This window comes from Actinoallomurus sp. NBC_01490, assembly GCF_036227085.1.
Taxonomy (GTDB): domain Bacteria; phylum Actinomycetota; class Actinomycetes; order Streptosporangiales; family Streptosporangiaceae; genus Actinoallomurus; species Actinoallomurus oryzae.
The window spans coordinates 1,397,826-1,423,141 of record NZ_CP109433.1 but is presented as its reverse complement, the minus strand read 5'-3'; the positions used below and the strand labels follow the sequence as shown (position 1 = coordinate 1,423,141).

The window sequence follows — 25,316 nt, the reverse complement described above, 5'->3', positions numbered from 1 at the left end:
TCAGCGCCGTAGCGGCGTCTCAGGAGCCGCGCCGCCAGGAGGACAGGTACACCTCCTGGTCCGGGGTCAGGGCGTCGATCTCGATGTCCATCGAGGCCAGCTTGAGCCGGGCGACCTCCGTGTCGATCGCCTCCGGCACCTCGTACACCCCCGGGGCGAGATCCTGGGTGACCAGCCACTCACAGGTGAGCGACTGGTCGGCGAACGACATGTCCATCACGGCGGCCGGGTGCCCCTCGGCCGCCGCCAGGTTCACCAGCCGGCCCTCGGCGAGCAGCACCAGGCGCCGCCCGTCGGCCAGGACGTACTCGTCCGCCTGCGGGCGTACCTCGTGGCGGACCTCGACCGCCAGGTCGGCGAGCGCCCGTACGTCGACCTCCACGTCGAAGTGGCCCGAGTTGGCCAGGATCGCGCCGTCCTTCATGCGGGCGAAGTGCTCGGCGCGGATCACGTCGGTGTTGCCGGTGACGGTGATGAACACGTCGCCGTCCTCGGCGGCGCGTGACATCGGCTGCACCCGGAAGCCCTGCAGGGCCGCGTCCAGCGCCTTGACCGGGTCGATCTCGGTGACGACGACCCGGCCGCCCATGCCGCGGGCGCGTTCGGCCAGGCCACGGCCGCAGTAGCCGAAGCCCGCGATGACGATCGTCTTGCCGGCGAGCAGGGTGTTCGTCGCACGGACGATGCCGTCGAGGGTGGACTGGCCGGTGCCGTACCGGTTGTCGAACATGTGCTTCGTGTCGGTGTCGTTGACCGCCACCATCGGGAAGCGCAGGGCGTCCTCGCGGGCCATCTGGTGCAGCCGGATGACGCCGGTCGTGGTCTCCTCACAGCCGCCACGTACGCCGCCGGCCAGGTCGAGACGCTCGGTGTGCAGCGTGTTGACCAGGTCACAGCCGTCGTCCAGCACGAGGTCCGGCCCGATCGAGAGCGCCTGGTGGATGTGCCGGTAGTAGCCGTCACGGTCGACGCCCTGCCGGGCGAAGACGGCCGCCCCGTACTCCTCCACGAGCGCCGCCGCCGTGTCGTCCTGCGTCGACAGCGGGTTGGACGCCGCGAGCGCGACCTCGGCGCCGCCGGCCTGGAGCGTACGGATGAGGTTCGCGGTCTCGGTGGTGACGTGCATGCACGCCGCGACCTTCATGCCGTCCAGCGGGCGTTCGGCGGCGAACCGCTCACGGATCCGCCGCAACACCGGCATGGATCGGTCGGCCCACTCGATACGCCGGACCCCGGACTCGGCGAGCCCGGGGTCCGAAACGTCGTACTTCATGGTCGGGCTCGCCTTCTCACTCGCTCCGCGGACAACCTCGTACCTCGGCCGTCCACTCCGCTCGCTCGGCGGCTCGCCTCTCCAAGCTTCATGGTCGGGCTCGCCTTCTCACTCGGCGGCTCGCCTCTCCAGCGATGAGTACATCAGTACCGGTAGTGGTCTGACTTGTACGGGCCCTCGACGTCGACGCCGATGTAGGCGGCCTGCTCCTTGGTGAGCGTGGTCAGCTTGACGCCGAGCGCGTCGAGGTGCAGACGGGCGACCTTCTCGTCCAGGTGCTTGGGCAGGGTGTAGACGCCGACCGGGTAGTTCTCCGTCTTGGTGAACAGCTCGATCTGGGCGATCACCTGGTTGGTGAAGGAGTTCGACATCACGAACGACGGGTGGCCGGTGGCACAGCCCAGGTTCATCAGGCGGCCCTCGGCCAGCACGATGATGGAGTGGCCGTCCTCGAAGGTCCAGGTGTGGACCTGCGGCTTGACCTCTTCCTTCTTGATCCCGGGGATCTTCGCCAGGCCGGCCATGTCGATCTCGTTGTCGAAGTGGCCGATGTTGCTGACGATCGCCTGGTGCTTCATCCGCGCCATGTGGTCGGCGGTGATGATGTTGAAGTTGCCGGTCGTCGTCACGAAGATGTCGGCGGTCTCCACGACGTCGTCCAGCGTCGTGACCTGGAAACCGTCCATCGCGGCCTGCAGCGCGCAGATCGGGTCGATCTCGGTGACGATGACCCGGGCGCCCTGGCCGCGCAGCGCGTCCGAACAACCCTTCCCGACGTCGCCGTAGCCGCACACGACCGCGACCTTGCCGCCGATCAGCACGTCGGTGGCGCGGTTCAGACCGTCGATCACGCTGTGCCGGCAGCCGTACTTGTTGTCGAACTTGGACTTGGTCACCGAGTCGTTGACGTTGATCGCCGGGAACGCCAGCGTGCCCGCCTTGGCCATCTCATACAACCGGTGGACACCGGTCGTGGTCTCCTCGGTCACACCCTTGATCCGCTCGGCGGTCCTGGTCCAGCGCCCCGAGCCGTCGACCGTACGGCGCAGCAGGTCGAGGATGACCTTCCACTCCTCCGGGTCCTCCTCCGACGCCGACGGCACCGCACCGGCCTTCTCATACTCCGCGCCCTTGTGGACCAGCAGCGTCGCGTCGCCACCGTCATCCAAGATCATGTTCGGGCCGGTGCCGTCGGGCCAGGACAGCGCCTGGTCGGTGCACCACCAGTACTCCTCCAGCGTCTCGCCCTTCCAGGCGAACACCGGCACACCCCGCAGGTCATCGGGGGTGCCGTCCGGACCGACCACGACCGCCGCGGCGGCGTGGTCCTGGGTGGAGAAGATGTTGCAGCTCACCCAGCGCACGTCGGCGCCCAGCTCGACCAGGGTCTCGATCAGCACGGCGGTCTGGATCGTCATGTGCAGCGAGCCCATGATCTTCGCACCGCGCAGCGGCTTGGACTCGGCGTACTCCCTGCGGACGGCCATCAGGCCCGGCATCTCGTGCTCGGCGAGCTGGATCTCCCTGCGGCCGAACGCCGCCAGCGACAGATCGGCGACCTTGTAGTCCATGCTTGGTTAACTCCCCTGGATTCGGTGTCACGAGCGAGTCTAGGCGCGGAAGGTCGAGCCATGCACGAGCCGGGTGCCGTTTCTAACATTGATTTGTCAGAATAGATCCCATGCGCATCACGGAGGCCGCACAGCGGCTCGGCACCTCGCCCCGCATGCTCCGCTACCGCGAGGCCCTCGGTCTGCTACCGCCGATCCGTGAGCCCCGGGGACACCGGCGTTTCGGCGACGAGGAGCTGCGGGCGGTGGCGCTCGCGCTGACGCTGGAGAAGCGGTACGACATCAGCCCGGGAGAGCTGGCCTTCGGGCTGCGCGTGCTGGCCGAACCGGACGTCCGGGCGGCAGTGCGGGAGCTGGGCGAACGCGTCGGCCGCCTGTCACCCCCGCCGGCGCGCGCCCTGGACTTCGAGAAGGAGAAGGCCCTGCGCCTGCTGCGCGGCCGACGGTAGAAGTCAGACCCTCGCCTGGGTGGCCGGATCGGGGAGACCCCAGCCCATGGTGTGCCCGATCGCGCCGTCCACGGGGAGTTCCCGCGGGAGACCTCGGACGGTCGACGGCCACCCGGCGAGGGAGACCGGCCGCCATCCGCACCCCCGAAGGTCGGATGGCGGACCCGGGCCGGCGCCCCCGGACCCCCTAGTACGGAGACGCCGCGCCCTTGTCACGCTCAAAAAGCTACGCCGCCCGTACCCGTCCGCGCGTCCGCCTGTAGGAGGGACCTCGCATCGTCCTCCAGGTGGACACCGGCCCACTCTCGGGGAGGGGTAAATCGCTCCGTACGGTGAGGCGAACACCGGCATTGGGAGGTGAAGATAAAGGGTGGCTAGCGACAAACCTGACTTCCTGCACGAAGCCGGCCCCGCGGCGTGGCGTCTGGCCGCCCAGGTGGTCACCGCCGTGGGTCAGGTGCTGTTGTGGATCCTCACCGGCATCGGCCGCCTGCTCAAGCCGCTCACGGGCCGCCTGGTCGCGTCCCTGTACGGCCGGAGCGCGCCGCCCGATCCCTCTCACCGCACGCCCGGCGGCACGATGTACGCCCGGCCCGGCCCGCCCGCACCCGCGCCGCGCACGCCACCGCTGCTGCGCTGGCTGCACGCCTGGCGCCGGTTCGGCCGATCCTGGTGGTACGGCCCCGTCACCGGGGCCGTGCTCGCGCTCGGCGCCCTGTTCGAGATCCCGCTGCACCACCGGCAGGCGGTCAGCCTCCTCGGCGGGTTCGCGCTGGCCTCGACCGTGCCGCTGATGTTCCGCCGGGAGTCGCTGCGCCCGGCGGCGGCCATCACGCTCGGCGCCCTCGCCGCGAGCCTGCTGTCGGGGCAGCCGCTGCTCGCCACGACGGCCTTCGCCGGGCTGTACACGCTGTACCTGCTGGCCCAGCAGCTGCCGCGCCAGTCCACCGGCGTGCTCGGCGTGGGCAGCGTCGTCGCCGTCGGCGTCGTGTACCTCGCCTCCGGCAGCCTGGACGGCATCCCCTGGCCGGCCTCGTTCGTCGCCGTCGTCGCCGCACTCGGGCTGGGCGACGCGCGCCGTACGGTGGAGACCGCCGAGGCCAGCATGGACGAGGAGCGCGAGCGCAACAGCGAGACCCTGACCCGGCTGAACGCCGTGCAGCACGAGCAGGCGGTGCTGCGCGAGCGCGCACGCATCGCGCGGGAGCTGCACGACGTCGTCGCGCACTCGGTCTCGATGATCGCCGTGCAGGCGGAGACCGCGCCGTACACGATGCGCACGCTGTCGCCGGAGGCCAAGAAGGGCTTCGGCGAGATCGCCGGCGCGGCGCGCGAGGCGCTGGAGGAGATGCGGCGGCTGCTCAGCGTGCTGCGCGCCGAGCCGGGCACCGAACCCGAGGTGACGCCGCAGCCGCGCCTCGACCGGCTGAACGAGCTCATCGAGAGTCATCGGGGCGCCGGCGGGGAGGCCCAGCTCAGCGTGGGCGGCGCCGTACGGCCGCTGTCGACCACGATCGAGCTGTCGGCGTACCGCATCGTCCAGGAGGCGCTGACGAACGCCCGGCGGCACGCGCCCGGCTCACGGGTGCGGGTCGAGCTGAACTACCTCGGCGACCGGCTCGCCGTCCGCGTGACCGACGACGGATCGCCCATGCCCGTCACGAGGGTGGAAGACCGCACGAAGGCGATGGGACACGGGCTCGTCGGGATGCGCGAGCGGGCGACGATGCTCGGTGGCCGCTTCGCCGCAGGTCCGCGCACAGAAGGCGGATTCGCCGTGCAGGCCGAGCTTCCGGTAGGCCAGAATCGGCGTTCATGATTCGAGTGCTGATCGCCGACGACCAGACGATCGTGCGCGCCGGCTTCGCCGCACTCCTCTCCGCCCAGCACGACATCGACGTCGTCGCGCAGGGCGGTGACGGCCGGGAGGCCGTACGCCTCACCGAGACCCACCGCCCCGACGTCGTCCTGATGGACATCCGCATGCCCGGCATGGACGGCATCGAGGCGACCCGGCGCATTCTCTCCGACCCCGCCAACGCCGCGACCCGGGTCCTCGTCCTGACGACGTTCGACGTCGACGAGTACGTCTACGACGCCCTGTCGTCCGGGGCGAGCGGCTTCCTGCTCAAGGACTCGACCGCGGACGACCTCGTCTCGGCGGTCCGCGTGGTGGCCCGCGGCGACGCCCTGCTGGCCCCGCAGGTGACGGGCCGACTGATCAGGGAGTTCGCCCGCCAGCGGCGGGCTCGGCCGCAACGCGCACCGGAGCTGGAGAACCTCACGGCGCGCGAGACCGAGGTGCTCGGCCTGATCGCCGGCGGCCTGTCCAACTCCGAGATCGCCGAACGCCTCGTGGTCAGCGAGCACACCGTGAAGACCCACGTCGCCCGGGTGTTCACCAAGCTGGGCCTGCGCGACCGCGCCCAGGCCGTGGTGCTCGCCTACGAGTCCGGCCTGGTCGTCCCCGGAGCCACGGACGAGTAGCCGACTCATCCGAGCAGGCCGCGCCGGGACGTCGGTATCGGGGGCGCGGCGCTACAACGCGTGCGCGTGACATATCGCTCCGCATTGGACACACTCGTCCAATGCGTAACGGACGGGTCTTCACCATCGTCGGCGGCATCTTCGGTCTGGTCGGGCTGGTGCTCCTCGGCGCCGGGATCGCGGTGGCCGCCTCCACGGCGAGCTTCCTCGCGTCCGCCCAGCGGACCGACGGCACCGTGGTCGAGCTCACCGCGCGGACCAGCACGACACGGAGTTCCGGCGGCCACACGCGAACCAGCACGAACTGGTATCCGACCGTGAAGTTCACCGTCGACGGCAGGTCGTACTCGTTTCAGAGCTCCACCGGCAGCAACCCACCGGCTTACGAGAGAGGCGAGAGCGTCCCCGTCGCCTACGATCCGGACGATCCGTCCAACGCGCGGATCGCGTCGTTCTGGGCGGCGTACCTCGCCCCGCTAATCGTCGGTGGACTGGGCCTGGTGTTCACCCCGATCGGGACGGTCCTCTTCGTCAAGGGTCGCCGCGCCGCCCGGCTGCGAGCCCGGCTACGGCGGCAGGGCCTGCAGGTGTGGGCGAAGATCGAGCACGTGGGCCCCGACCTCAGCACGCTGGTGAACAACCGGCATCCCTACATCATCCGTGCGACCTGGCAGGATGAGGGAACCGGCCGGACGTACACCGCGGTCAGCGACCCCCTCACCTACGACCCGGGCCCTCGTCTGAGCGGGCAGACCCACGTTCGCGTGCTGTACGACCCCGCCGACCCGGATCGCAACCTGGTCGACCTGGACGCGCTCCCATCCCCCTCGTGACCGTCGCACCATCCGGCCGGGGTCAGGAGGCCTCGGTCTCCGGGGCCGTACGGGCGCGGTCGAGGTCGGGTTCGATGTAGATGTGGCGGGCCATCGGGACGGCCTCGCGGATGCGCTTCTCCGCCGCGTCGATGCCGCGTGCCACCTCCGCGGCGGTGTCGTCCGAGGTGACCGCGACCTTGACGGCGACCAGGAGCTCTTCCGGGCCCGTGTGCAGGGTGCGCAGGTGGATGACCCGGTCGATCTCCTCCACCGACTCAAGCTCGGCGGTGATCCTCTTTTCGATCTCGCCCACCGCGGACTCGCCGATGAGCATGCTCTTGGTCTCCACCGCCAGTACGACGGCGACGAAGCCCAGCAGCAGGCCGATGACGATCGAGCCCACGCCGTCCCAGACGCCGTTCCCGGTGATCACCGCGAGGGCGACGCACACGAGGGCGACGACGAGGCCGATGAGGGCCGCGAAGTCCTCCAGGATCACGACCGGCAGCTCCGGCGCGCGGGCCCGGCGAATGTAGGACACCCAGCTCTGGTCACCGCGCGTGCGGTTGGACTCCTTGACCGCCGTACGGAAGGAGTAACCCTCCAGCAGGATCCCCAGAAACAGGACGGCGAACGCCCAGACGGGGTCCTCGATGTCGTGGGGATCGCTGACCTTGTGCCAGCCCTCGTACAGCGAGAACAGCGCGCCCACGGTGAACAGCACGACGGCGACGACGAAGGCGTAGAAGAACCGCTCGCGGCCGTACCCGAAGGGGTGCCGGCTGGTCTCGGCGCGCTGGGACCGGTTGCGGCCGAGGAGGAGCAGGCCCTGGTTGCCGGAGTCGGCGATCGAGTGCACGCCCTCGGCCATCATCGAGGCCGATCCGGTGAACGCGAACGCCACGAGCTTGGCCGCCGCGATGCCGAGGTTGGCTCCCAGCGCGGCGATGATCGCCTTGGCCCCGCCTTCGGCGCTCACGGTCGTTCCTCGGCGATCATGAAATCCTCACTTCGAGTTCCTGGATGGCGGGCAGGGGGGTCGGGTCGGTTCCGAGGGCGAGCGCGAGGTACACGCTCGCGTAGTCGGCGTGGGCGGTGAGGCCGGCCAGGCGTTCGAGCGGATGCTCGCCACGGGCGACCAGCTCGGTGACCGGCACGCCGCGTTCGGCCGCGAGCTCGACGGAGGCCTGCCACCGCCGCGTCACCTGCGGGTGCTCCTCGGTGTCGCGGACGACGACGAGGCGCAGCCGCGTGGTCTCCGGCTCGTCGACGCGGTCGCGGAAGAAGTCCTCCTCACCGGCGGAGCCGCCCGCCGACGCGAAGGGGCCGTCGAAGACCACCACCTGACCGTGCGCGGCCTCGGGCAGCTCACCGGGGATGGCCGGGTACTTGGCGTCGGTGGCGAGCTGGGCGGCGAACCGCCGCGCCACCATGCCGGTCAGCGGCGACGTGCCCCAGATCACCGGGATCGATCCGGCGATCTCCAGCGCGGTCTGCTTGCCCGGGTTGACGAACGACTCGCTGGCCGGGCGGCACAGGTGGCTCATCTCCTCCAGCCGCTCGGCGGTGCGTTCGAGCACCTCGGGCGGTGCGGCGGCCAGGCCCAGCGCGTCGAGGGCCAGCAGGGGCGGCACGGCCAGGCCCCACAGCGCCGCACGGGAGCGCGCGGCGGACGGCGCCGGCACGAACAGCCCCCCGGCCTGTACGGCCATGTCGGCGAGCGGCGAGCCGCCGGCGCCGACGCACAGCAGCCGGGATCCGCGCCGCGCGGCGTCGGCCACCAGGCCGAGGGTCTCCTCGGTCGAGCCGGAGCGTGAGACGGCGATGACGAGGTCGGCGACGCCGACCCAGCCGGGCAGCCGGTGGCCGCGGACGGTCGTCACCGGGATCGGGCAGCCCAGGCCGCAGACCGTGGCGAGCAGGTCGCCGACGGCGCCGGAGGCGCCCATACCGGCGATCACGACGGCACGCGGCCGCCCGCCCCCGGCGACTCGGTCGATCCCGGCCTCGGTGGCGAGCAGACGGGCCTCACGGACCTGTGCGGCCGCCGAGGCGACATGACGCAGCATCTCGCCCGGGTCCGCCTCGGCCAGTGCCTCCGGATCGTCGAGGCGGCCGTAGTCGGGCTCGGGAAGGCTCATCGTCGCGCCGGCCCTCCGATGTGACGAGGGTCCCCGGGGGACACGGCGTGGGTCATGCAGGCGTCCTGGCCTCGTCCACCAGGAGGACGGGGATGTCGTCGCGGACCGGGTAGGCGTACTTGCAGGTACCGGTGCAGACGAGCTCCTCCGCCGCGTCGTCGGTCCTCAGCTGTCCCCGGCAGTTGGGGCAGGCGAGGATCTCCAGCAGCCAGGAGTCGATGTTCATTCGTTTCCCTTTCGCACGATCTCGAGGACCTCGTCGCGTACGGCGGCCATCGTCTCCTCGTCGGCGGCCTCGGCGTTGAGTCGCAACAGCGGCTCGGTGTTGGAGGGGCGCAGGTTGAACCACCAGTCGTCGTGGCTCACCGTGAGCCCGTCGAGCTCGTCGACGGTCACGCCCGGCCGGCCCTCGAACGCGGCGCGGACCTGCGCGGCCGTGGCCTCCTGGTCGTCCACCTTGCTGTTGATCTCGCCGGAGGCGGCGTAGCGCGTGAACTCGCCCAGCAGCTCCGACAGCGGGCGGTCCTGCCCGCCGAGCGCGGCCAGGACGTGCATCGCCGCGAGCATGCCGGAGTCGGCGAACCAGAAGTCGCGGAAGTAGTAGTGGCCCGAGTGCTCTCCGCCGAACATGGCGTCGCGCTCGGCCATCGTCTGCTTGATGAACGAGTGGCCGACGCGCGTGCGCACCGGCTCGCCGCCGTGCTCGCGGACGATCTCCGGGACGGCCCGCGAGGTGATCAGGTTGTGCACGATCCGGCCCGGGCCGTGCTTGCCGAGCTCGCGGACGGCGACCAGCGCGGTGATCGTCGAGGGCGCCACCGGCTCGCCGCGCTCGTCCACGACGAAGCAGCGGTCGGCGTCGCCGTCGAAGGCCAGCCCGACGTCGGCGCCGTGCTCGCGCACCGCCGCCTGGAGGTCGCGGATGTTCTCCGGCTCGATCGGGTTGGCCTCGTGGTTGGGGAAGGTGCCGTCGAGCTCGAAGTAGAGCGGCACCAGGTCGATCGGCAGCCCCTCGAAGACGGCCGGCACGGTGTGGCCGCCCATGCCGTTGCCCGCGTCGACGACGACCTTGAGCCGCCGGATGCCGGACAGGTCGACCAGGGTCTTCACGTGCTCGGCGTAGCCGGACAGCAGATCGCGCTGCGAGATCGTGCCGGCCGGGCCGTCGTGGGCGGGCACGCCCTTGTCGATCAGCTCACGGATCTCGGTCAGGCCCGTGTCGCGGCCGACCGGCTTGGCGCCCGTGCGGCACAGCTTGATGCCGTTGTAGCGCGCGGGGTTGTGGCTCGCGGTGAACATCGCGCCGGGGACGTCCAGGCTGCCGCTCGCGTAGTAGAGCATGTCGGTGGAGCCCAGCCCGGCCTCGATCACGTCGGCGCCCTGGGACGTGGCGCCCCGGGCGAAGGCCGCGGACAGGGGGCCGGAAGAGGTGCGCATGTCGTGCGCGGTCACGATCGCCGTGGCGCCCGTCACTCGTACGAACGCGGCGCCGACGGCCTCGGCGATCTCCTCGTTCAGCTCGTCCGGGACGACGCCCCGGATGTCGTACGCCTTGAAGATCTTGGTGAGGTCACTCACTCCTGGCCCCTTGCCCTCTTGCCGGGTCGCTCGGCACGGTATCGCGTACGGCAGAGCCTACCGGGGCCTCGATCGAAGACTGTGCCTGCCGGGGTCGGGGTCACGCCGCCGGGGCGGTCGCTCAGGGCTTGCGGGGCGTGTCGGAGCGCAGAACGCGGAGGTGACCGCGCCGGCCGACCTCCGTGCCCTGCCCGACCGGCTCCTCGCGGGGCGCGGCGGGCTTGGCCGCCTCGCGCACGGCGTTGGCGAGCGCCTCGAGGTCGTCGCTGCTGGGCTCGGACTCCTCGGCGGGCAGCCGGACCAGCTCCCAGCCGACGGGGGCGGTGAGGCGCTCGGCGTGTTCGGCGCACAGGTCGTAACAGTGGGGCTCGACGTACGCTGCCAGCGGGCCCAGAACAGCGGTCGAGTCGGCGTAGACGTACGTGAGCGTGTAGACAGCAGACTGCTTGCACGCGGTGCGGGAGCAGATGCGGACGGGGCTCACGACGGGAACGTATCCCCTCCCCCCGTACCCGCGCCACTATCCTGCCTTCGTGTCGCCGTATTTCAGGCGGGCACCCGCATAACGGATCTTTATCGCCGCCGGTCACGGGACGAGCGGAGCGGGCGCCGGGCGACCGCCGTACGTACGAACCTCCTCCCCCGGCTCCGGCCCACCGAGGAAACGCCGCCCGCGTCTCGTCCGCCGTTGGCACTCCGGAGCGCGTTCCGGGCGGACTATGCTCGAAGTTGTGCGATCACGCGTGACAGGAGGCTCCGGCACGCGCCGTCGTGACCGCCGGGGTCGTGGCATGCGCGGGCCGCTCGCGCCGGCGGAGGTGCCCATCTCACGCACGCGCGCCGAGCGGTTCGACGAGCTCGTACGCGACGAGGCGCACCGGCTCGAACAGCGGTGGAGCCGGCAGCTCGCCGGAGTGGAGTTCGCGGTCGAGGAAGTGCCGTCGGTCGAGCCGCACTCCCTGGACGCCGACACGGTGCCGCTGAGCCGCCTGATCCCGGCGGCGGACGGCCGGCCGCCCCGCATCGTGGTCTACCGCCGCCCGGTCGAGGCCCGGGGCGGCGACGACGAACGCGACCGCGCCCGCCTGGTGCGCGACGTGGTGGTCGAGGAGGTCGCCGACCTGCTGGGGCTTTCCCCGGAGTCGATCGACCCGACGTACGACTCCCCCGACGACTGAACGACGGCTGGTCTAGTCGTCCCAGGCGTCCAGGACGCCGCTGAGGAGATCGCCGAGCCGGTCCAGCTCGTCCGGTGCGAGCGGGGCGAAGGAGCCGGTGACGACCTTCTCGTGGATCTCCGTGCCTTCCCGGAGCAGCTCCTTCCCGCGTTCGGTGAGGCGGTGCCGTACGGCGCGGCCCGGGCCGGGGACGCGTTCGATGAGGCCGCGATCGGCCATGCGGGTGGCGAGCGAGCCGAACGACTGGTCGGTCTGGAAGGTCAGCAGCGCCAGGTCGTGCAGCGACGCCTCAGGGTGGCGGTCGAGGTGCCGCAGGGTGTCCCACTGCACCAGGGAGATGCCGAGAGGGGCCAGCGCCGCCGTCAGCTCCCGGTGGTGCCGGTGCTGCAGCCGTTTGACGAGCAGGGCCACTTCCTGCGGGGTACGGGTCATACCCGGAAGCTTACCCAAGGCCCCTTATATAAGCTCCCTTGTATTGAACCCTGCCTGTCAGCTTCTCGACCCTGAAGTTGAAGAGCCGAGCTTGCAGCTCTGGTCCGTGCCTGGCAGGTAGGGGTCAGGCCGCATCGTCGGCAGCGTGACTCACTGCCCAGCCCGAATACCACCGGCACCCCGGCACGGGCCGCCTTGTAAGCGATGTAGCCGCCGAGCGGGGCGAAACTCCAAGAGTGCAGGGTGACCCGCTGGGGCTTGCGGAGGCGGCGATTGCGGTACCGGACCTGATTCAAATGCTCACCGGCGTGGACGGCGCCGTCGGAGGTGACGGAGAGGCATGGTTTGCGCGGATTTTGCACAACCGCGGCGTCTCCCGCAAAGCCGCCTCGTTCGCCTCATCTGGAAGCAACGTCACCTGCACCATCAGCTTCACGGCCCTCAGCGTATTGCCGACCACACCACGACGCGCTCGAACACCGAAAACACGCACAGACACCGCACTAAATTACCCCAAAAGGCACAAACACCTAGACTGGCCGACGGCCTCCCGGACCGTTCCCGCACCGCTACGCGGCACTTCTTGGATGCGATTCATCCCAGCCGTGAATTGAATGGCCGGGACTCCACGCAAGGGCTCGTCGAATGCGAGGCGCAGCATAACCATGAGCTCCAGCTAATCAATAGGCCAATTAACATGATTATGTCGGCAACATGACGAACAGCCGGTTACGGCCCGGTCCCGTGCGCTCAGGGAACCGGAGAGTCGGCCACCGGCGGCAGCACGGCGGTCATCCGCGCCGGTGGCACCGGCAGCAGGGTGAAGCCCTTCTTCTTCATCGCGAGCAGGCGGGCGGCGTACACCGGCCCCGAGCCCGGACGCGGCGCGATGACCAGGCCGTAGCCGTCACCGCCCGCGGGCGGTGGCATCGCCACCTCCACGGTGTGGCCGGCGGGCACCGCGACGTCCTTCGCCGTGCCGGCCGGGCCCTGCGTCATGAGCTGGGTCAGGCGTACCGCGGCGGCGTGCTCGGGTGGGGCGCTGAGCAGCAGCGTCGTCGTGTCGCGGTCGTCGGCGACGAGCCCGGTGCCGGTGCCCGCGCCGAGGGGCGGTACGGCCGCGGTGACGCCGAAGTCGTCGCCCTTCTCCGCGACGAGCGCCGCGACGATCGGCCGGTCGGCGACCAGCCGCAGCGCGGCGGGCTTCCCGCCGAGGCCCAGGTCGAACGGGGTCACCGCCAGCGCGGGGGCCTCCAGCGTCCGCTCGCCCGTCGGTGAGAAGGCCCCGTCGCGGGCCATGCCCTGGACGGTGACCTTCGCCTCGTCCTCACCGGGTACCGCGATCAGCAGGCGCCGGCGACCCTTGCCCGAGGGCACGCCCGGTACGACGACACGACGGCTCGGGGCGGTCTCGGGCAGCCAGTCGGCGCCCTTCTTGCGCTCGACGCGCACCGCCGCCGAGAGCCGCCCCGTCAGGGCGTGGACGTGCAGCGCGATGAGCTTGGCGTCCGCCGCGGCCTGGCCGAAGCCCTCGACCTGCACGCCGACCTGGACCAGCCGCGTGGAGTGGGGACCGACCGGAACCTCGTCCTGGCCCTCGGGGGTCTCGATCGAACCCTCCGGGCTCAGCGCGGTGACCAGCGCCGTCACGGGACGGTCGTCGACGTTCGTGAGGTAGAGGCTCACGCCGTCGGCGTCGGCGGGCCCGGGACCGGCGAACCACAGGTCCGTGGCCGGCTGGACGCACCGGGTGCCCGCCAGCCCCCCGTCGGAGGTGGTCTGCTCCACGGTCAGGCCGGGGGCGAGGGACCCCTGCGCTCCGAAGACCCACGGGCCGGCGCCCTTGGTGACGTCGTCCGACCACGCGGTGCCCGGCGTGGTGAGCACGACCGGCGCGCCCGCGACCGACGCCTGGCCGGAGCCGCGGGCGCCGGGCGGCGTGACCGCGCTCACCCGGGCGCCGTGCGTGTCGGGGCAGGCGGCGTACGCCGAGGTGACCGGGACCGTGGTGCCGTGCCGGGGCGCCGAGGCGGCCGGCCGGGCGAACGAGGCGACGCCGTACAGCGCGGCGACGGCCAGCACGACGAGGGCGGCGAGCGCGAACCGGTTGGCCGGCAGCCGGTTCATCCACCCCGGCCGGGTGTCGGCCGACGACAGCCGCACCGCGTACGCGCCCGCCGCCCGCGCCGCCGCGCGGGTGAGCCGGTACGCGAGACGCGCCGGCGGCCCGAGCACCCGGCGTGCCACGGCGTACACCGACGCCACCGACGGCCTCACGACTCCGCTCCGCTCATCGCCTCGACCTGGGGCTGGGCCTTCGTCGTACGGGCGTGACCGCCGCGGCGACGCCGGCCGCGCGGGCGTTCGACCCACGCCGCGGACGGCAGCGCCAGCACGACGATCAGCACCAGTGCCATGCCCTGCACGGCCACCCACAGGTGGCGCAGCAGCATGCCGCGGCGCAGCGTGAAGGTCCCGCCCGAGGCGGGGACGTCATAGGACTGGGCCCAGCCGTCCAGGGTCCGCGACCGCGCCGGGCGGCCGTCGATCGCGGCGTGCCAGCCCGCGCTCGCGGGCTCGGCGAGCAGAAGGGTGCGCCCCGCGGGCCCCGGCGGGATCCGGACCTTCGCGTCGATGGGCCCGGCCGCGAGCGGCGTCACCGTGCGGCCGTCGATGAGCATCAGCCGCCCGGCGGGCGTGACCGGCTGCCAGAGCCCGAACGCCGAGGTGCGGCCCAGCCGCTGGAGGTCGGGCACGGCGTCGAGGGCACCGGTGAGCGGGTCGTGGCCGGGGTCGGGCACGAGGACGTACCCGACGCCGAGCCGGCTCAGCGCCGAGGCGCCGCCGGTGCCGGAGGTGAGGCCGGCGACGGCGGCGCGCAGGTGGCGCCGCGCCGGCTCCGGAGGCTCGGCGGTCTCCTCGCCGGGGATCGGCTCACGCTCGCGCATCACGGTCGCTCCGACGGCGCCGTCCGCGCGTGAGGAGATGATGAGGAAGCGCGGCCGGGTCACGTGCGACTCGACGACCAGCGGGAACTCCTCGGGGTTCGCGCGGGCGAGCGGTCCGTGCGCGCCGTGGACGACCCACAGGCCGGCGGCCAGCAACGGTGTCGACGCGGCGACCGCCAGCGCGACGACCGCTCCCGCACGCGCGACCAGCCCCGGCGACCGCAGCTTCGCCACCGCGACGCGCAGCATGCCGGACGCGGCCAGCACCACGCCGGCGGCGGCGAACGTCAGCGCCACACCCGGCCAGTCCGGCCGGGCCAGGACGAGGATCGCCACAGGCATTCCGACGATCGCGAGCAGCCAGCCGGTCAGCACCGCCGTGCGTCGGCGCCGCAGCAGAAGCGCCGCCAGCCCGGCCGCGGCCAGCCCGGCGGTGACCCAGAAGACGGGCGTGCCCGGCCCTCCGGGGCTGAGCAGGACGAGCGCGCCGGCCTCCGGCCTCGCGACGGCCGCCCGGGGACCGGCCTCGCGCAGGAACTCCGACGGATGCGCGAGCAGGTGCAGCGTCCAGGGCAGGAGCAGCAACGGCGGCACGCCGAGCGCGACGGCCAGGCGGCGGCCGGCCCCCGGCCGGTGACCGGCCAGGGCGTACCGCGCGGGCAGGCCGACGAGCACGGCGAGCACCCACGTCAGCGGCGCGAACGCCATCGCGACGGCCAGCAGCAGGCCCGCCGCCCAGGGCGTGTGCCGCGACGACGTCGTGAGCGTGCCGGTCGCGAACACCCCGATGAGCGGCAGCAGCACGATCACCACGATCGTGCCGAGCCGTCCCGTCGTCACGGCGCCGGTCGCGACGGGCAGCAGCGCGTACGTGACGCCGGCCCAGACGGCGACCGGGACGGGGCCCCCACGGGTCGAGGTGGAGCGCCCCACGGACGAACGACCTCGACCCGTGGGGGCCTGGTCTGCTGGGCTTGTCCTGGGAGGAAGGCCGCGCAGCCGGCGGGCGGCGGTGTAGGCGGTGAGCCCGGCCAGCGGCACACCCGCGACCAGGATCACGAGCACCGCGAGCCACGGCTTGCCGAACAGCAGGGTCGCGAGCACGGCGAGCACCCCGGCGTACGGCGGCGCTCCCGTGCCGGAGCCCAGGCCGACCGGGTGCCAGCCGGTGAGGTACTCGGCCCACAGGTCGCTCGCCCCGCCCCACGCGGGCACGAGCGCGCCGCCGCCGAGGCGTCCGCCGGTGGCGAGGAGGCCGCGCTCGGCCACCAGGGCGACGAGCGTCAGCGCGAGTGTCATCAGGACCCCGGGGCGGCGGAGCCAGCGGTACAGGGCGCCCGGTTCGGGCGACGGCAGCGTGGCGCCGCGGCCGACGAACACGTCCGGCAGCCGCCGCAGCGTCGGCCAGCGCGGCTGGAACCGGTTGACGCCGCTCGCGGTGAGTCCGGGCCGCCGCGCCCGGCGCAGCCGGGGAGCGCGGAACAGCGCGCCGCGCAGCGCCGCGAGCTCGGCGCCCGCCGCGCCGGGCCGTTTGGCCGCGGCGAAGAAGGCCGCCCGCAGGAAGCACGTGGCGACGATGAAGGGCAGCGAGAGCGCGAGCGCGGACAGCGGCAGGTTCGCCAGCAGCACGAGCAGCGCGCTGCGCCGGTCGTCGGCCGGGAACGCCACCCGGCGCGCGCCGCGCGTGGCGGCCTCGGCGTGGAACGCGACCGCGTCCGGCGCGATCAGGACGCGATGCCCGGCGGCGTACGCGCGCCAGCCGAGGTCGACGTCGTCGCGGAAGAGGCCGAAGGCCGGGTCGAGGCCGCCCAGTTCGTCCCACACGTCGCGGCGCACCAGCATGCCCGCACTGCTGACCGCCATGACCTCGCGAATGGTGTCGTGCTGTCCCTGGTCGAACTCGCGCGGGTCGAGCCCGGTCTCGCGGCGCCCCGTCCGGTCGATGGCGACACCCGCCTCGAGCAGCACGCGCCGGTCGTCCCAGTCGCGCAGCTTGGGACCGAGGATGGTCGCGGGCGGATGCGCCTCGGCGGTGGTCAGGAGGCGTTCGAGTGCATCGGGTGCGGGCGCGGAGTCGTCGTGGAGGAGCCAGATCCACTCGACGCGGTCGACCCCGGACGCGCCGTCCGGGACCTCGATGGTCGACGCCGGGTGGGCGAGCGTGGCCGCGACCGCGTCGGCGTAGCGGGTGCGGGCCGGCAGGGTGATGAGGTTGCCCTCGCCGACGACCTCGGTGAGCATGGCCGGCCCGGCGTCGGTGCTGCCGGTGTCGGCCGCGACCAGCCGGTCGACCGGGTGGCTCTGCGTCAGCAGCGCCTTGAGCGTCTCCGGCAGCCAGCGCGCACCGTCATGCGTGACGAGTACGGCGGTGACGATATGGCGGTCGAGTTGGGGCGCCACTGTTTTCATCCGAGTTGGTCAGCCGGACCGGGCTCAGCTGCCCGGCACGGCTGACCACGATAGCGAAGGCGCCCGCCGAATATGTCCGGTCCGCTCAGCGGACCAAAGCAATGTCCGATCCACTCAGCCGACCGAAGCCGCGTCCGGTCTGTTCAGCGGACCAAAGCCATATCCCGTCCGCTCAACCGACCGAAGCCGCATCCGGTCCGCTCAGCCGACCGAAGCCGTATTTCGTCCGCTCAGCCGGCCAAAGCCCGCCGACGCACGACCTACCGACGCGCGGGCGCCTGGCCCGCGGGCGGGTGTCAGCCCGCAGCGCGCTTGAGCTTGCGGCGCTCGCGCTCGGACAAACCACCCCAAATTCCGAAACGTTCGTCATGGCCAAGCGCATATTCCAGACACTCAGCACGTACATCGCAAGCGCGGCACACTTTCTTGGCCTCGCGAGTGGAGCCACCCTTCTCCGGAAAAAACGCTTCCGGATCCGTCTGCGCACACAGGGCGCGCTCCTGCCAGCCCAACTCTTCACCGTCTGTGCCGTGCGCCAGCGGGATGAGCACCTCACTGCCCATAGCGCACCTCCTAGCCCCGTGGAGCCCCCCTGGTCACGCCTTCCCCTCTCCCCCGGGAAGGCAGAACTACACCGATGAAATTACACGCGTGTCTGACCACAGACGTCAAGCCGAATCAGGCGCCGAGGGTCTAGCGAAGCTAAAGAAACCCAGTTGACCTGCGGAGACACGATTACGAACCGTGCGGTACGAAGCGCGGACCGGTCCGGGAGAGTGTTCGCTCCATGCCGCCTTTTGGGGGGCTTTCCGGGCGACCGGTTACTCGGGCGGGCGGTACGGGTCCGACGCCGGCGGCTGGTCCGGCGACGAGCCCTCCGGCTTGTCGTCCTCCGGTTCGGCCTTGGGCGACTCGGAGATGCCGCCGTAGGCGCGGGTCCACTCGCCCTCGAGCTCGTCGCTCTGGGTCGGCGGCGGGGCCTGCTGTGGCCCGGACGCCGGGGCGGCCGGCTGCGGAGCGGAGGGCGGACCCGACTGCGGCTGCGGCGGCATGGGTGGCGCCGGCGGACGCCCGGGCTGCGGCTGACCCGGCTGGCCCGGCTGGCCCGGCTGGCCCGGCTGGCCCGGGTGCCCCGGCTGCCCGTACGGACCCGTGCCGTACGGCGCCGGCACGTAGCCCTGCTGGGGGTACTGCTGCTGCGGCGGCTGACCGTAGGCCGGCGGCTGCTGCCCGTAGCCCGGCTGGCCGTACGGCGGCTGCATGCCCGGCTGGCCCCAGCCCTGCTGCGGGTACTGCGGGACCTGCGGCGCCGGCGGGGCGGAGGTCTGGTAGGTGTGCAGGACGTAGTAGCCGCCGACGGCGAGCACCGCGAGCTTGGAGAGCCCGTACAGCAACATCATGATCTTCTGGGTGGTCGCCCTCTCCAGCAGAATGCCCGAGTCGGAGGAACCCGCGCCGAGGCCGGCGAGCATGCAGATGATGGTCAGCAGGCCGACCACACCCAGCACGATGAGGGCGGCGAGGGCGACGTTGCGGGCCTGCCGGGTCGGCGGGCCGCCGAGCTTGGTCACCAGCAGCACGGCCACCACGACCACGCCGGTGACCGTCACGCCCATGAAGAAGGTGTCGGCGACGACGTACTGGAAGGCTTCCATCGTGAAGGGCGTTCTGCCCCGGCCGAACAGCAGGCCGATCAATCCGGACAGGATCTGCAGCGCGACCGCTGCGAGCAGAACCCATGCTCCGGGCTCCCGCAGCCGCTGTACGTCTTTGTTCACGAACCAGCTCCAGTGAGTAATCGGTTTGTGTCAGCTTCGCACAAGCGGACGGCCCGTCGCATTTGGTCTGGCCCAGTGATGCCAGACTTGTCCACATGCGCATCGTGGCACTCGCGGGCGGGATCGGCGGAGCCCGTTTCCTGCGCGGACTCCGGCACACCGCTCCCGAAGCGGACATCACCGTCGTCGGCAATACGGGCGATGACATTTCTCTCTTCGGTCTGCGGATCTGTCCCGATCTCGACACCGTGATGTACACCCTCGGCGGCGGCATCAACGAGGAGCAGGGCTGGGGGCGCGCGGACGAGACGTTCACCCTCCGGGAGGAGCTGGCCGCGTACGAGGTGGGGCCCGCGTGGTTCACCCTCGGCGACCGCGACTTCGCCACGCACATCGTGCGCACCCAGATGCTCGACGCCGGGTACCCGCTGTCGGCGGTCACCGAGGCGCTGTGCGACCGCTGGCGCCCGGGTGTCCGCCTGCTGCCGATGACCGACGACCGCGTGGAGACGCATGTCGTCATCGAGGACGACGCGGGAAAGCGCGCGGTCCACTTCCAGGAGTGGTGGGTGCGCCTGCACGCCGCGACCCCGGCGCGGAGCATCGCGGCGGTCGGCGCGGACGACGCCAAGCCGGCCCCGGGCGTGCTGGAGGCGATCGAGGCCGCCGACCTGGTGATCCTGCCCCCGTCCAACCCCGTGGTCAGCATCGGGACCATCCTGGCCGTACCCGGCATCCGCGCCGCGGTGGCGGCCAAGACGGTGGTCGGGGTCTCGCCGATCATCGGCGGCGCCCCGGTGCGCGGCATGGCGGACGCGTGCCTGACCGCGATCGGCGTGGAGACCTCGGCCCGCGCGGTGGCCGCGCACTACGGCCCGGACCTGCTCGACGGCTGGCTCGTCGACACCGCGGACGCCGACACGGCCGGGGACCTGGACGGCATCGCCGTACGGGCCCGGCCCCTGCTGATGACCGACCTGGAGGCCACCGCGGGCATCGCCCGCGCGGCGCTCGACCTCGCCGAGGAGCTGCGGGCATGACAGAGGGAAGCGAGAGCACGCCTCAGACGTTCGAGGTCCTCGGCGTACCCGGGCTGCCCGAGGTCCGCGAGGGCGACGACATCGCCGCGCTGATCGCCGACGCGGACCTCCGCGACGGCGACATCGTCGTCGTCACCTCCAAGATCGTGAGCAAGGCGGAGGGGCGGGTCCTCGTCGCGGACGACCGCGAGAAGGCCATCGACGCCGAGACCGTGCGCGTCGTCGCGCGCCGCGACGACACCCGGATCGTGCAGACCCGGCACGGTCTCGTCCTGGCCGCCGCGGGCGTCGACGCCTCCAACACCGAACCCGGCACCGTCCTCCTGCTGCCGGTCGACTCCGACGCGTCGGCCCGCCGCATCCGCGCCCGGCTGCGCGAGCTGACCGGCGTACGCGCGGGCGTGATCGTCTCCGACACGCTCGGGCGGCCGTGGCGCATGGGCCTGACCGACGCGGCGATCGGCGCCGCCGGCGTACGGCCGATGGACGACCTGCGCGGGCGCACCGACGCGTACGGCAACCTGCTCACGGCCACGGCGACCTCGGTGGCCGACGAGATCGCCTCGGCGGCCGAGCTGGTCAAGGGCAAGCTGGCCGGCGTCCCGGTGGCGGTCGTGCGCGGCCTGTCGCACCTGGTCACCGAGGAGGACGGGCCCGGGGCGCGGGTGCTCGTGCGCCCCGCCGACGAGGACATGTTCCGGTACGGCTCCGCGGACGTCGTACGGGCCCGCCGGACGATACGCGAGTTCACCGACGAGCCGGTCGACCGCGCCGCCGTACGCCGCGCGGTGTCCGCCGCGATCACCGCGCCCGCCCCGCACCACACGACGCCGTGGCGGTTCGTGCTGGTGGAGGAGGCCAAGGACCGGCTGCTCGACGCCATGCGCGACGCCTGGGAGGCGGACCTGCGCGGCGACGGGTTCTCCGAGGAGTCCATCACGCGCCGCCTGCGGCGGGGCGAGGTGCTCCGGCGCGCGCCGTACCTGGTCGTGCCGTGCCTGGTGACGGACGGCGCGCATCCCTACCCGGACACGCGGCGCTCCCGCGCGGAGCGCGAGATGTTCCTGGTCGCGATGGGCGCGGGGGTGGAGAACCTCCTCGTGGCACTCGCCGTGGAGGGCCTGGGGTCGTGCTGGGTGTCGAGCACGATGTTCTGCGCCGACGTCGTACGCGAGGCCCTGGACCTGCCGGCGAACTGGGACCCGATGGGCGCCGTCGGCGTCGGCCACGCCGCCGCGCCCCCGCGCGACCGCCCGCCCCGCGACCCGGACGACTTCATCGAACTCCGCTGAGCGCCGCTACATCACCGGCCCGCGTTGAACGCGGCGATCGCCGCTGGCAGCTCGGCGAGGCTCTCGACGCGCATCGTCGGCGTCACGTCGGCGTCGTCGATGTAGGCCCACGGCCCGCGGCGGATGTGGGCGGCGCGCATCCCGGCGGCCAGCGCCGGGCGGATGTCGTTGTCCCAGCGGTCGCCGACGTACAGGATCTCCTCCGGCGGGCGGCCCGCCTCCCGCGCGACGCGGGCGAAGAAGCGCGGGTCCGGCTTGCGGAGCGACCATTCGTGGCTCGTCCCGACCAGGTCGGCGGGCAGGCCGAGGGCGCGCAGCAGACGCCCGGCCCGCTCGGTCTGGTTGCCCGCGATCCCCACCCACAGGCCCGCCTCCCGCAGCGCGGTCAGCGCCGGGCGTACGTCGGGGTAGAGGTCGCCCTCCTCGATCAGCTCCGGCCGCCCGGCCGCCTCCCGTCGCGTGCGTTCGCGGGCGAAGTCGAAGCCCGGGCGGAAGATCTGGAAGATCTCGGCGGCGTCGCGCCCCCGCGCCATCAGCGCGCCGAGGACGGCCGAGAACGTGTGGCGGGGGACGCCGAGCCAGTCGGCCCAGGCGGCGTTCTCGCGCGTCTCGTCGACGAGGACCTCGCCGACGTCGAAGGCCACCGCGGTGATCACCGTGCTGCCTCCAAGGATCATCATCGCGGCCTCTCATCAGGTGTGTCACCCTTCCGGAGGATGAATTCTCCGCCCTCCGGCGCCCCTAGCGTTGCCGTCGGGAAGCGTTTTTTCGAGCCGCCGGGAGGTAGTGGAATGCGGCAGGACGGCGACGGTGGTGGAGCGAAGGCGGCACCCGTGGATCCGGCGCTCTCCGAGGAGCTGGTCGCGATGACCGACGAGGACCGGCGGCTCCAGCAGGGCGCGAGCACGGGCGGGGACGCCTACCGGGGCTGGGCGGAGGACGCCGTCGCGCAGCTCGCCTACCGCCGAGTGACCACCCGCAACGCCGACCGCCTCGACCAGATCATGGACGACCACGGCTGGCCGGCGACCACGCTGGTCGGCCCGGAGGGCGCGCGCCGGGCCTGGCTGGTCGCCCAGCACGCCGACCGGCGGCTCGACGTGCAGCGCCGGGCCGAGGTCGGCCTCGATTCCTTCCCCGGCTGACCGGCGTCACGGCCGACGCGCGTCACGAACCGACGCGCGTCACGACACGATGGGCAGGAAGTGACCCACGCCGTCCGTGGCGCGGGCCGCCGCGGCGCGTTCGGCCGGGACCTCGCCGTACGTCGTCGTGCGCTGGCGCGCCGGGCGGCCGGCGCGGGTGGCGATCTCCTCCAGGGCCGACATCGTCTTGAAGGAACCGTTCTCCGAGCCCGCCATGCGGCTGATGGTCTCCTCCATGAGGGTGCCGCCCAGGTCGTTGACGCCGCCCTGGAGCACCTGGGTGCACAGCTCGTCGTCCAGCTTGACCCAGGAGCACTGGATGTTGGGGATCGCGCCGTGCAGCAGGATGCGGGCGAGGGCGTGCACCGCGCGGTTCTCCCGCCGGGTCGGGCCGGTACGCGCCAGGCCGGCGAGGTAGATCGGCGCGTTCTGGTGCACGAACGGCAGAAGCACGAACTCGGTGAAGCCGCCCGTGCGCTCCTGGATCGAGCGCAGCAGCTTCAGGTGCGCCACCCAGTGCGCGGGCGTGTCCACGTGCCCGTACATCATCGTCGAGGTCGTCGGGATGCCCAGTTCGTGCGCCGTGGTGACCACCTCGACCCACTCGGCGGCCGGCAGCTTGCCCTTGGTGAGCACCCAGCGCACGTCGTCGTCGAGGATCTCCGCGGCGGTGCCGGGCAGCGAGTCGACGCCGGCGGCCTTGGCCTCGGTCAGCCAGTCGCGGATGGACAGGTTCGTCCGCGACGCCCCGTTGACGACCTCCATCGGGCTGAACGCGTGCATGTGGATCCCGGGCGCGCGTTTCTTCACCTCGCGCGCCAGGTCGAAGTAGGCCGTGCCGGGCAGGTCCGGGTGGATGCCGCCCTGCATGCAGACCTCGGTCGCCCCGGCCGCCCATGCCTGGTCGACCCGGTCGCCGACCTGGGACAGCGAGAGCGTGTACGCGTCGGCGTCGGTGCGCCGCTGGGCGAAGGCGCAGAACCGGCAGCCGGTGTAGCAGACGTTGGTGAAGTTGATGTTCCGGGTGACGACGTACGTCACGTCGTCGCCGACCGCGTCGCGCCGCAGGTCGTCGGCGAGGCGGGCCAGCGCGTCCAGCTCCGGGCCGTCGGCCTGGAGCAGGGCCAGGGCCTCGTCGTCCGTGAGGCCGCCCGGGTTCCGCTCCGCGCTGCGCAGCGCCGACGCCACGTCCGCGTCGAACCGCTCCACCGGGCGGATCCGGCCGCCCACCTCGGCCCAGTCGCCGTACACCTCGTCGAAGTCCTCGCGGCGGTCGGAGGTGCGCCCGGCGGTGTCGATGGAGACGTGCAGGTCCGTGCGGCCCTGGTCGGCCCAGCCGCCGTCGGGCTCCTGCCAGGGCAGACCCTCGGGAACGACGTCCTCGCGGGCCAGGCCGGACGGCTCGGCGAGCGCGGCGACGTGCGCGGACAGGCGCGGGTCGAGCCAGGGCTCGCCGCGCCGGACGTACTCGGGGTAGATCGTCAGGCGTTCGCGCAGCGTGAAGCCGCTCTCGGCGGTGCGCGCGGCGAGGTCGTCGATCTGGGGCCACGGGCGCTCGGGGTTGACGTGGTCCGGGGTCAGCGGTGACACGCCGCCCCAGTCGTCGATGCCCGCCCGCAGCATCAGCGCGTACTCGGAGTCAACGAGGTTCGGCGGCGCCTGCACGCGCATCTTCGGGCCGAGGACCAGCCGGGTCACCGCGATCGTCGCGGCGAGCTCCTGGAGGTCGGCGTCGGGCATCGACCGCATCTTGGTGTCCGGCTTGGCGCGGAAGTTCTGGACGATGACCTCCTGGATCCCGCCGTACTCCCGCGCGACCTTGCGGATCGCGAAGACGGACTCGGCCCGGTCGCGCACGGTCTCGCCGATACCGATGAGAATGCCGGTGGTGAACGGCACGCTGGACCGGCCCGCGTCCTCCAGCACGCGCAGGCGTACCGCCGGGTCCTTGTCCGGCGAGCCGAAGTGCGCCTGGCCCCTCTCCTCGAACAGCCGGCGCGAGGTCGTCTCCAGCATCATCCCCATCGACGGCGCGACCGGCTTGAGCCGCTGGAAGTCCTGCCAGCTCATGACGCCGGGGTTGAGGTGCGGCAGCAGGCCGGTCTCCTCCAGGACCCGGATCGCCATGGCGCGTACGTAGGACAGCGTGTCGTCGTAGCCGTGCGCGTGCAGCCACTCGCCGGCCTGCTTCCAGCGGTCCTCGGGCCGGTCGCCGAGGGTGAACAGCGCCTCTTTGCAGCCCAGCGCGGCGCCCTGGCGAGCGATCTCCAGCACCTCGTCCGGGCTGAGGTAGGGGGCGTCGAGACGGCCGGGCACGGTCGCGAACGTGCAGTAGCCGCACCGGTCGCGGCACAGCCGGGTCAGCGGGATGAACACCTTGCGGCTGTAGGTGATCACGCCGGGCCGGCCCGCGGCCTCCAGCCCGGCGTCGCGGACGCGCGACGCGTGTTCGAGCAGTGTGCCGAGCTGCTCTCCCCGGGCGCCGAGCAGCACTTCGGCCTCGGTGACGTCGAGTGCCTTTCCGTCGCGGGCGCGGGCGAGAGCCCGTCGGACGGCGGTCGGCGAAGGGAGTCCGCCGGCGAGATCGGTCAAGAGCCCTCCTTCGTCGGAGAACGGACCGGGCGCACTGCGGCTTCGATTCGCTCACTCCGTTCGCTCATGTCCGGAACATACGCCGAGGCCCCACCCGGTATTCCCGCCGCCCCCGGCGATGCGGCCGAACCTTCAGCATCGCTTACCGGTTCCGTGCAGAATTCCTCGCTGGTGCTGAACGGTTCGGC

23 protein-coding genes are annotated in these 25,316 nt (G+C 72.3%); 8 read left to right on the top strand and 15 right to left on the bottom strand.

From position 1 onward, the window contains the following. Nucleotides 1–19 precede the first annotated feature (19 nt). Both ahcY (OG417_RS07210) and ahcY (OG417_RS07205) read right to left on the bottom strand, forming a co-directional pair. Entirely contained in the window at nt 20–1,273 is a 1,254-nt protein-coding gene (ahcY, locus tag OG417_RS07210; RefSeq protein WP_329251512.1) for an adenosylhomocysteinase, read from the bottom strand. 143 nt (nt 1,274–1,416) lie between these two features. After that, nucleotides 1,417–2,844: an adenosylhomocysteinase gene (gene ahcY, locus OG417_RS07205; RefSeq protein ID WP_329251509.1), complete on the bottom strand. Its 1,428-nt coding sequence runs from the start codon at nt 2,842–2,844 to the stop codon at nt 1,417–1,419. 110 nt (nt 2,845–2,954) lie between these two features. On the opposite strand from ahcY (OG417_RS07205), the gene OG417_RS07200 reads away from it, so the two are divergent. From OG417_RS07200 to OG417_RS07185, 4 genes are all read left to right on the top strand, one after another. Further along, nucleotides 2,955–3,293, top strand: a complete 339-nt coding sequence (locus tag OG417_RS07200; protein ID WP_329251506.1) for a MerR family DNA-binding transcriptional regulator — start codon at nt 2,955–2,957, stop codon at nt 3,291–3,293. A gap of 370 nt (nt 3,294–3,663) precedes the next feature. Next, nucleotides 3,664–5,112, top strand: a complete 1,449-nt coding sequence (locus OG417_RS07195; RefSeq protein ID WP_329251503.1) for a sensor histidine kinase — start codon at nt 3,664–3,666, stop codon at nt 5,110–5,112. Next, nucleotides 5,109–5,780, top strand: coding sequence for a response regulator transcription factor (locus OG417_RS07190; protein ID WP_329251500.1), 672 nt, complete (start codon nt 5,109–5,111; stop codon nt 5,778–5,780). The genes OG417_RS07195 and OG417_RS07190 overlap by 4 nt, the downstream gene beginning before the upstream one ends. Before the next feature lie 101 nt (nt 5,781–5,881). After that, nucleotides 5,882–6,613: a DUF3592 domain-containing protein gene (locus OG417_RS07185; protein ID WP_329251497.1), complete on the top strand. Its 732-nt coding sequence runs from the start codon at nt 5,882–5,884 to the stop codon at nt 6,611–6,613. A 22-nt stretch (nt 6,614–6,635) separates the two neighbouring features. Here OG417_RS07185 and OG417_RS07180 read toward each other — a convergent pair whose 3' ends face one another. The 5 genes from OG417_RS07180 to OG417_RS07160 form a co-directional block, all read right to left on the bottom strand. After that, entirely contained in the window at nt 6,636–7,574 is a 939-nt protein-coding gene (locus OG417_RS07180) for a cation diffusion facilitator family transporter (protein ID WP_329251495.1), read from the bottom strand. A gap of 16 nt (nt 7,575–7,590) precedes the next feature. Then, a complete protein-coding gene (locus OG417_RS07175; RefSeq protein ID WP_329251492.1) occupies nt 7,591–8,736 on the bottom strand; it encodes an SIS domain-containing protein in 1,146 nt (381 codons plus the stop codon). A gap of 52 nt (nt 8,737–8,788) precedes the next feature. Beyond that, nucleotides 8,789–8,962 carry a Trm112 family protein gene (locus tag OG417_RS07170; RefSeq protein WP_329251490.1) on the bottom strand — a complete coding sequence of 58 codons (174 nt, stop codon included), beginning with the start codon at nt 8,960–8,962 and terminating at the stop codon, nt 8,789–8,791. After that, nucleotides 8,959–10,314: a phosphomannomutase/phosphoglucomutase gene (locus OG417_RS07165; protein WP_329251487.1), complete on the bottom strand. Its 1,356-nt coding sequence runs from the start codon at nt 10,312–10,314 to the stop codon at nt 8,959–8,961. The genes OG417_RS07170 and OG417_RS07165 overlap by 4 nt, the downstream gene beginning before the upstream one ends. Before the next feature lie 121 nt (nt 10,315–10,435). Continuing rightward, a complete protein-coding gene (locus OG417_RS07160) occupies nt 10,436–10,798 on the bottom strand; it encodes a DUF3499 domain-containing protein (protein WP_329251485.1) in 363 nt (120 codons plus the stop codon). 307 nt (nt 10,799–11,105) lie between these two features. Between OG417_RS07160 and OG417_RS07155 the strand changes: the two genes are divergently transcribed. Continuing rightward, complete coding sequence (locus tag OG417_RS07155; protein WP_329251483.1) at nt 11,106–11,492, top strand: metallopeptidase family protein; 387 nt, start codon at nt 11,106–11,108, stop codon at nt 11,490–11,492. A gap of 12 nt (nt 11,493–11,504) precedes the next feature. Here the strand turns inward: OG417_RS07155 and OG417_RS07150 are convergent, their stop codons facing one another. The 6 genes from OG417_RS07150 to OG417_RS07120 all read right to left on the bottom strand — a co-directional run bounded on the left by OG417_RS07150 (nt 11,505) and on the right by OG417_RS07120 (nt 19,059). After that, the gene (locus OG417_RS07150) at nt 11,505–11,924 is read right to left on the bottom strand and encodes a MarR family winged helix-turn-helix transcriptional regulator (protein ID WP_329251481.1); all 420 of its coding nucleotides are present in this window, start codon (nt 11,922–11,924) and stop codon (nt 11,505–11,507) included. 292 nt (nt 11,925–12,216) lie between these two features. Further along, nucleotides 12,217–12,360: a hypothetical protein gene (locus OG417_RS07140; RefSeq protein WP_329263185.1), complete on the bottom strand. Its 144-nt coding sequence runs from the start codon at nt 12,358–12,360 to the stop codon at nt 12,217–12,219. A gap of 314 nt (nt 12,361–12,674) precedes the next feature. Further along, nucleotides 12,675–14,201 carry a DUF5719 family protein gene (locus OG417_RS07135; RefSeq protein WP_329251478.1) on the bottom strand — a complete coding sequence of 509 codons (1,527 nt, stop codon included), beginning with the start codon at nt 14,199–14,201 and terminating at the stop codon, nt 12,675–12,677. Beyond that, the gene (locus tag OG417_RS07130; RefSeq protein ID WP_329251476.1) at nt 14,198–17,272 is read right to left on the bottom strand and encodes a glycosyltransferase family 2 protein; all 3,075 of its coding nucleotides are present in this window, start codon (nt 17,270–17,272) and stop codon (nt 14,198–14,200) included. Before OG417_RS07130 ends, OG417_RS07135 begins: the two co-directional genes overlap by 4 nt. Before the next feature lie 305 nt (nt 17,273–17,577). Further along, entirely contained in the window at nt 17,578–17,844 is a 267-nt protein-coding gene (locus tag OG417_RS07125; protein ID WP_285579166.1) for a WhiB family transcriptional regulator, read from the bottom strand. Between the two features lie 258 nt (nt 17,845–18,102). Beyond that, entirely contained in the window at nt 18,103–19,059 is a 957-nt protein-coding gene (locus tag OG417_RS07120) for a hypothetical protein (protein WP_329251473.1), read from the bottom strand. 95 nt (nt 19,060–19,154) lie between these two features. Between OG417_RS07120 and cofD the strand changes: the two genes are divergently transcribed. Next, the gene (gene cofD, locus OG417_RS07115) at nt 19,155–20,099 is read left to right on the top strand and encodes a 2-phospho-L-lactate transferase (protein ID WP_329251471.1); all 945 of its coding nucleotides are present in this window, start codon (nt 19,155–19,157) and stop codon (nt 20,097–20,099) included. Beyond that, nucleotides 20,096–21,391: a coenzyme F420-0:L-glutamate ligase gene (locus OG417_RS07110; protein WP_329251468.1), complete on the top strand. Its 1,296-nt coding sequence runs from the start codon at nt 20,096–20,098 to the stop codon at nt 21,389–21,391. The genes cofD and OG417_RS07110 overlap by 4 nt, the downstream gene beginning before the upstream one ends. 11 nt (nt 21,392–21,402) lie before the next feature. On the opposite strand, the gene OG417_RS07105 is transcribed toward OG417_RS07110, so the two are convergent. Beyond that, nucleotides 21,403–22,071, bottom strand: coding sequence for an HAD family hydrolase (locus tag OG417_RS07105; protein WP_329251465.1), 669 nt, complete (start codon nt 22,069–22,071; stop codon nt 21,403–21,405). Between the two features lie 153 nt (nt 22,072–22,224). On the opposite strand from OG417_RS07105, the gene OG417_RS07100 reads away from it, so the two are divergent. Further along, nucleotides 22,225–22,536, top strand: a complete 312-nt coding sequence (locus OG417_RS07100; protein WP_329251462.1) for a DUF6624 domain-containing protein — start codon at nt 22,225–22,227, stop codon at nt 22,534–22,536. A gap of 39 nt (nt 22,537–22,575) precedes the next feature. Here OG417_RS07100 and OG417_RS07095 read toward each other — a convergent pair whose 3' ends face one another. Then, a complete protein-coding gene (locus OG417_RS07095; protein ID WP_329251459.1) occupies nt 22,576–25,128 on the bottom strand; it encodes a bifunctional FO biosynthesis protein CofGH in 2,553 nt (850 codons plus the stop codon). Nucleotides 25,129–25,316 lie beyond the last annotated feature (188 nt).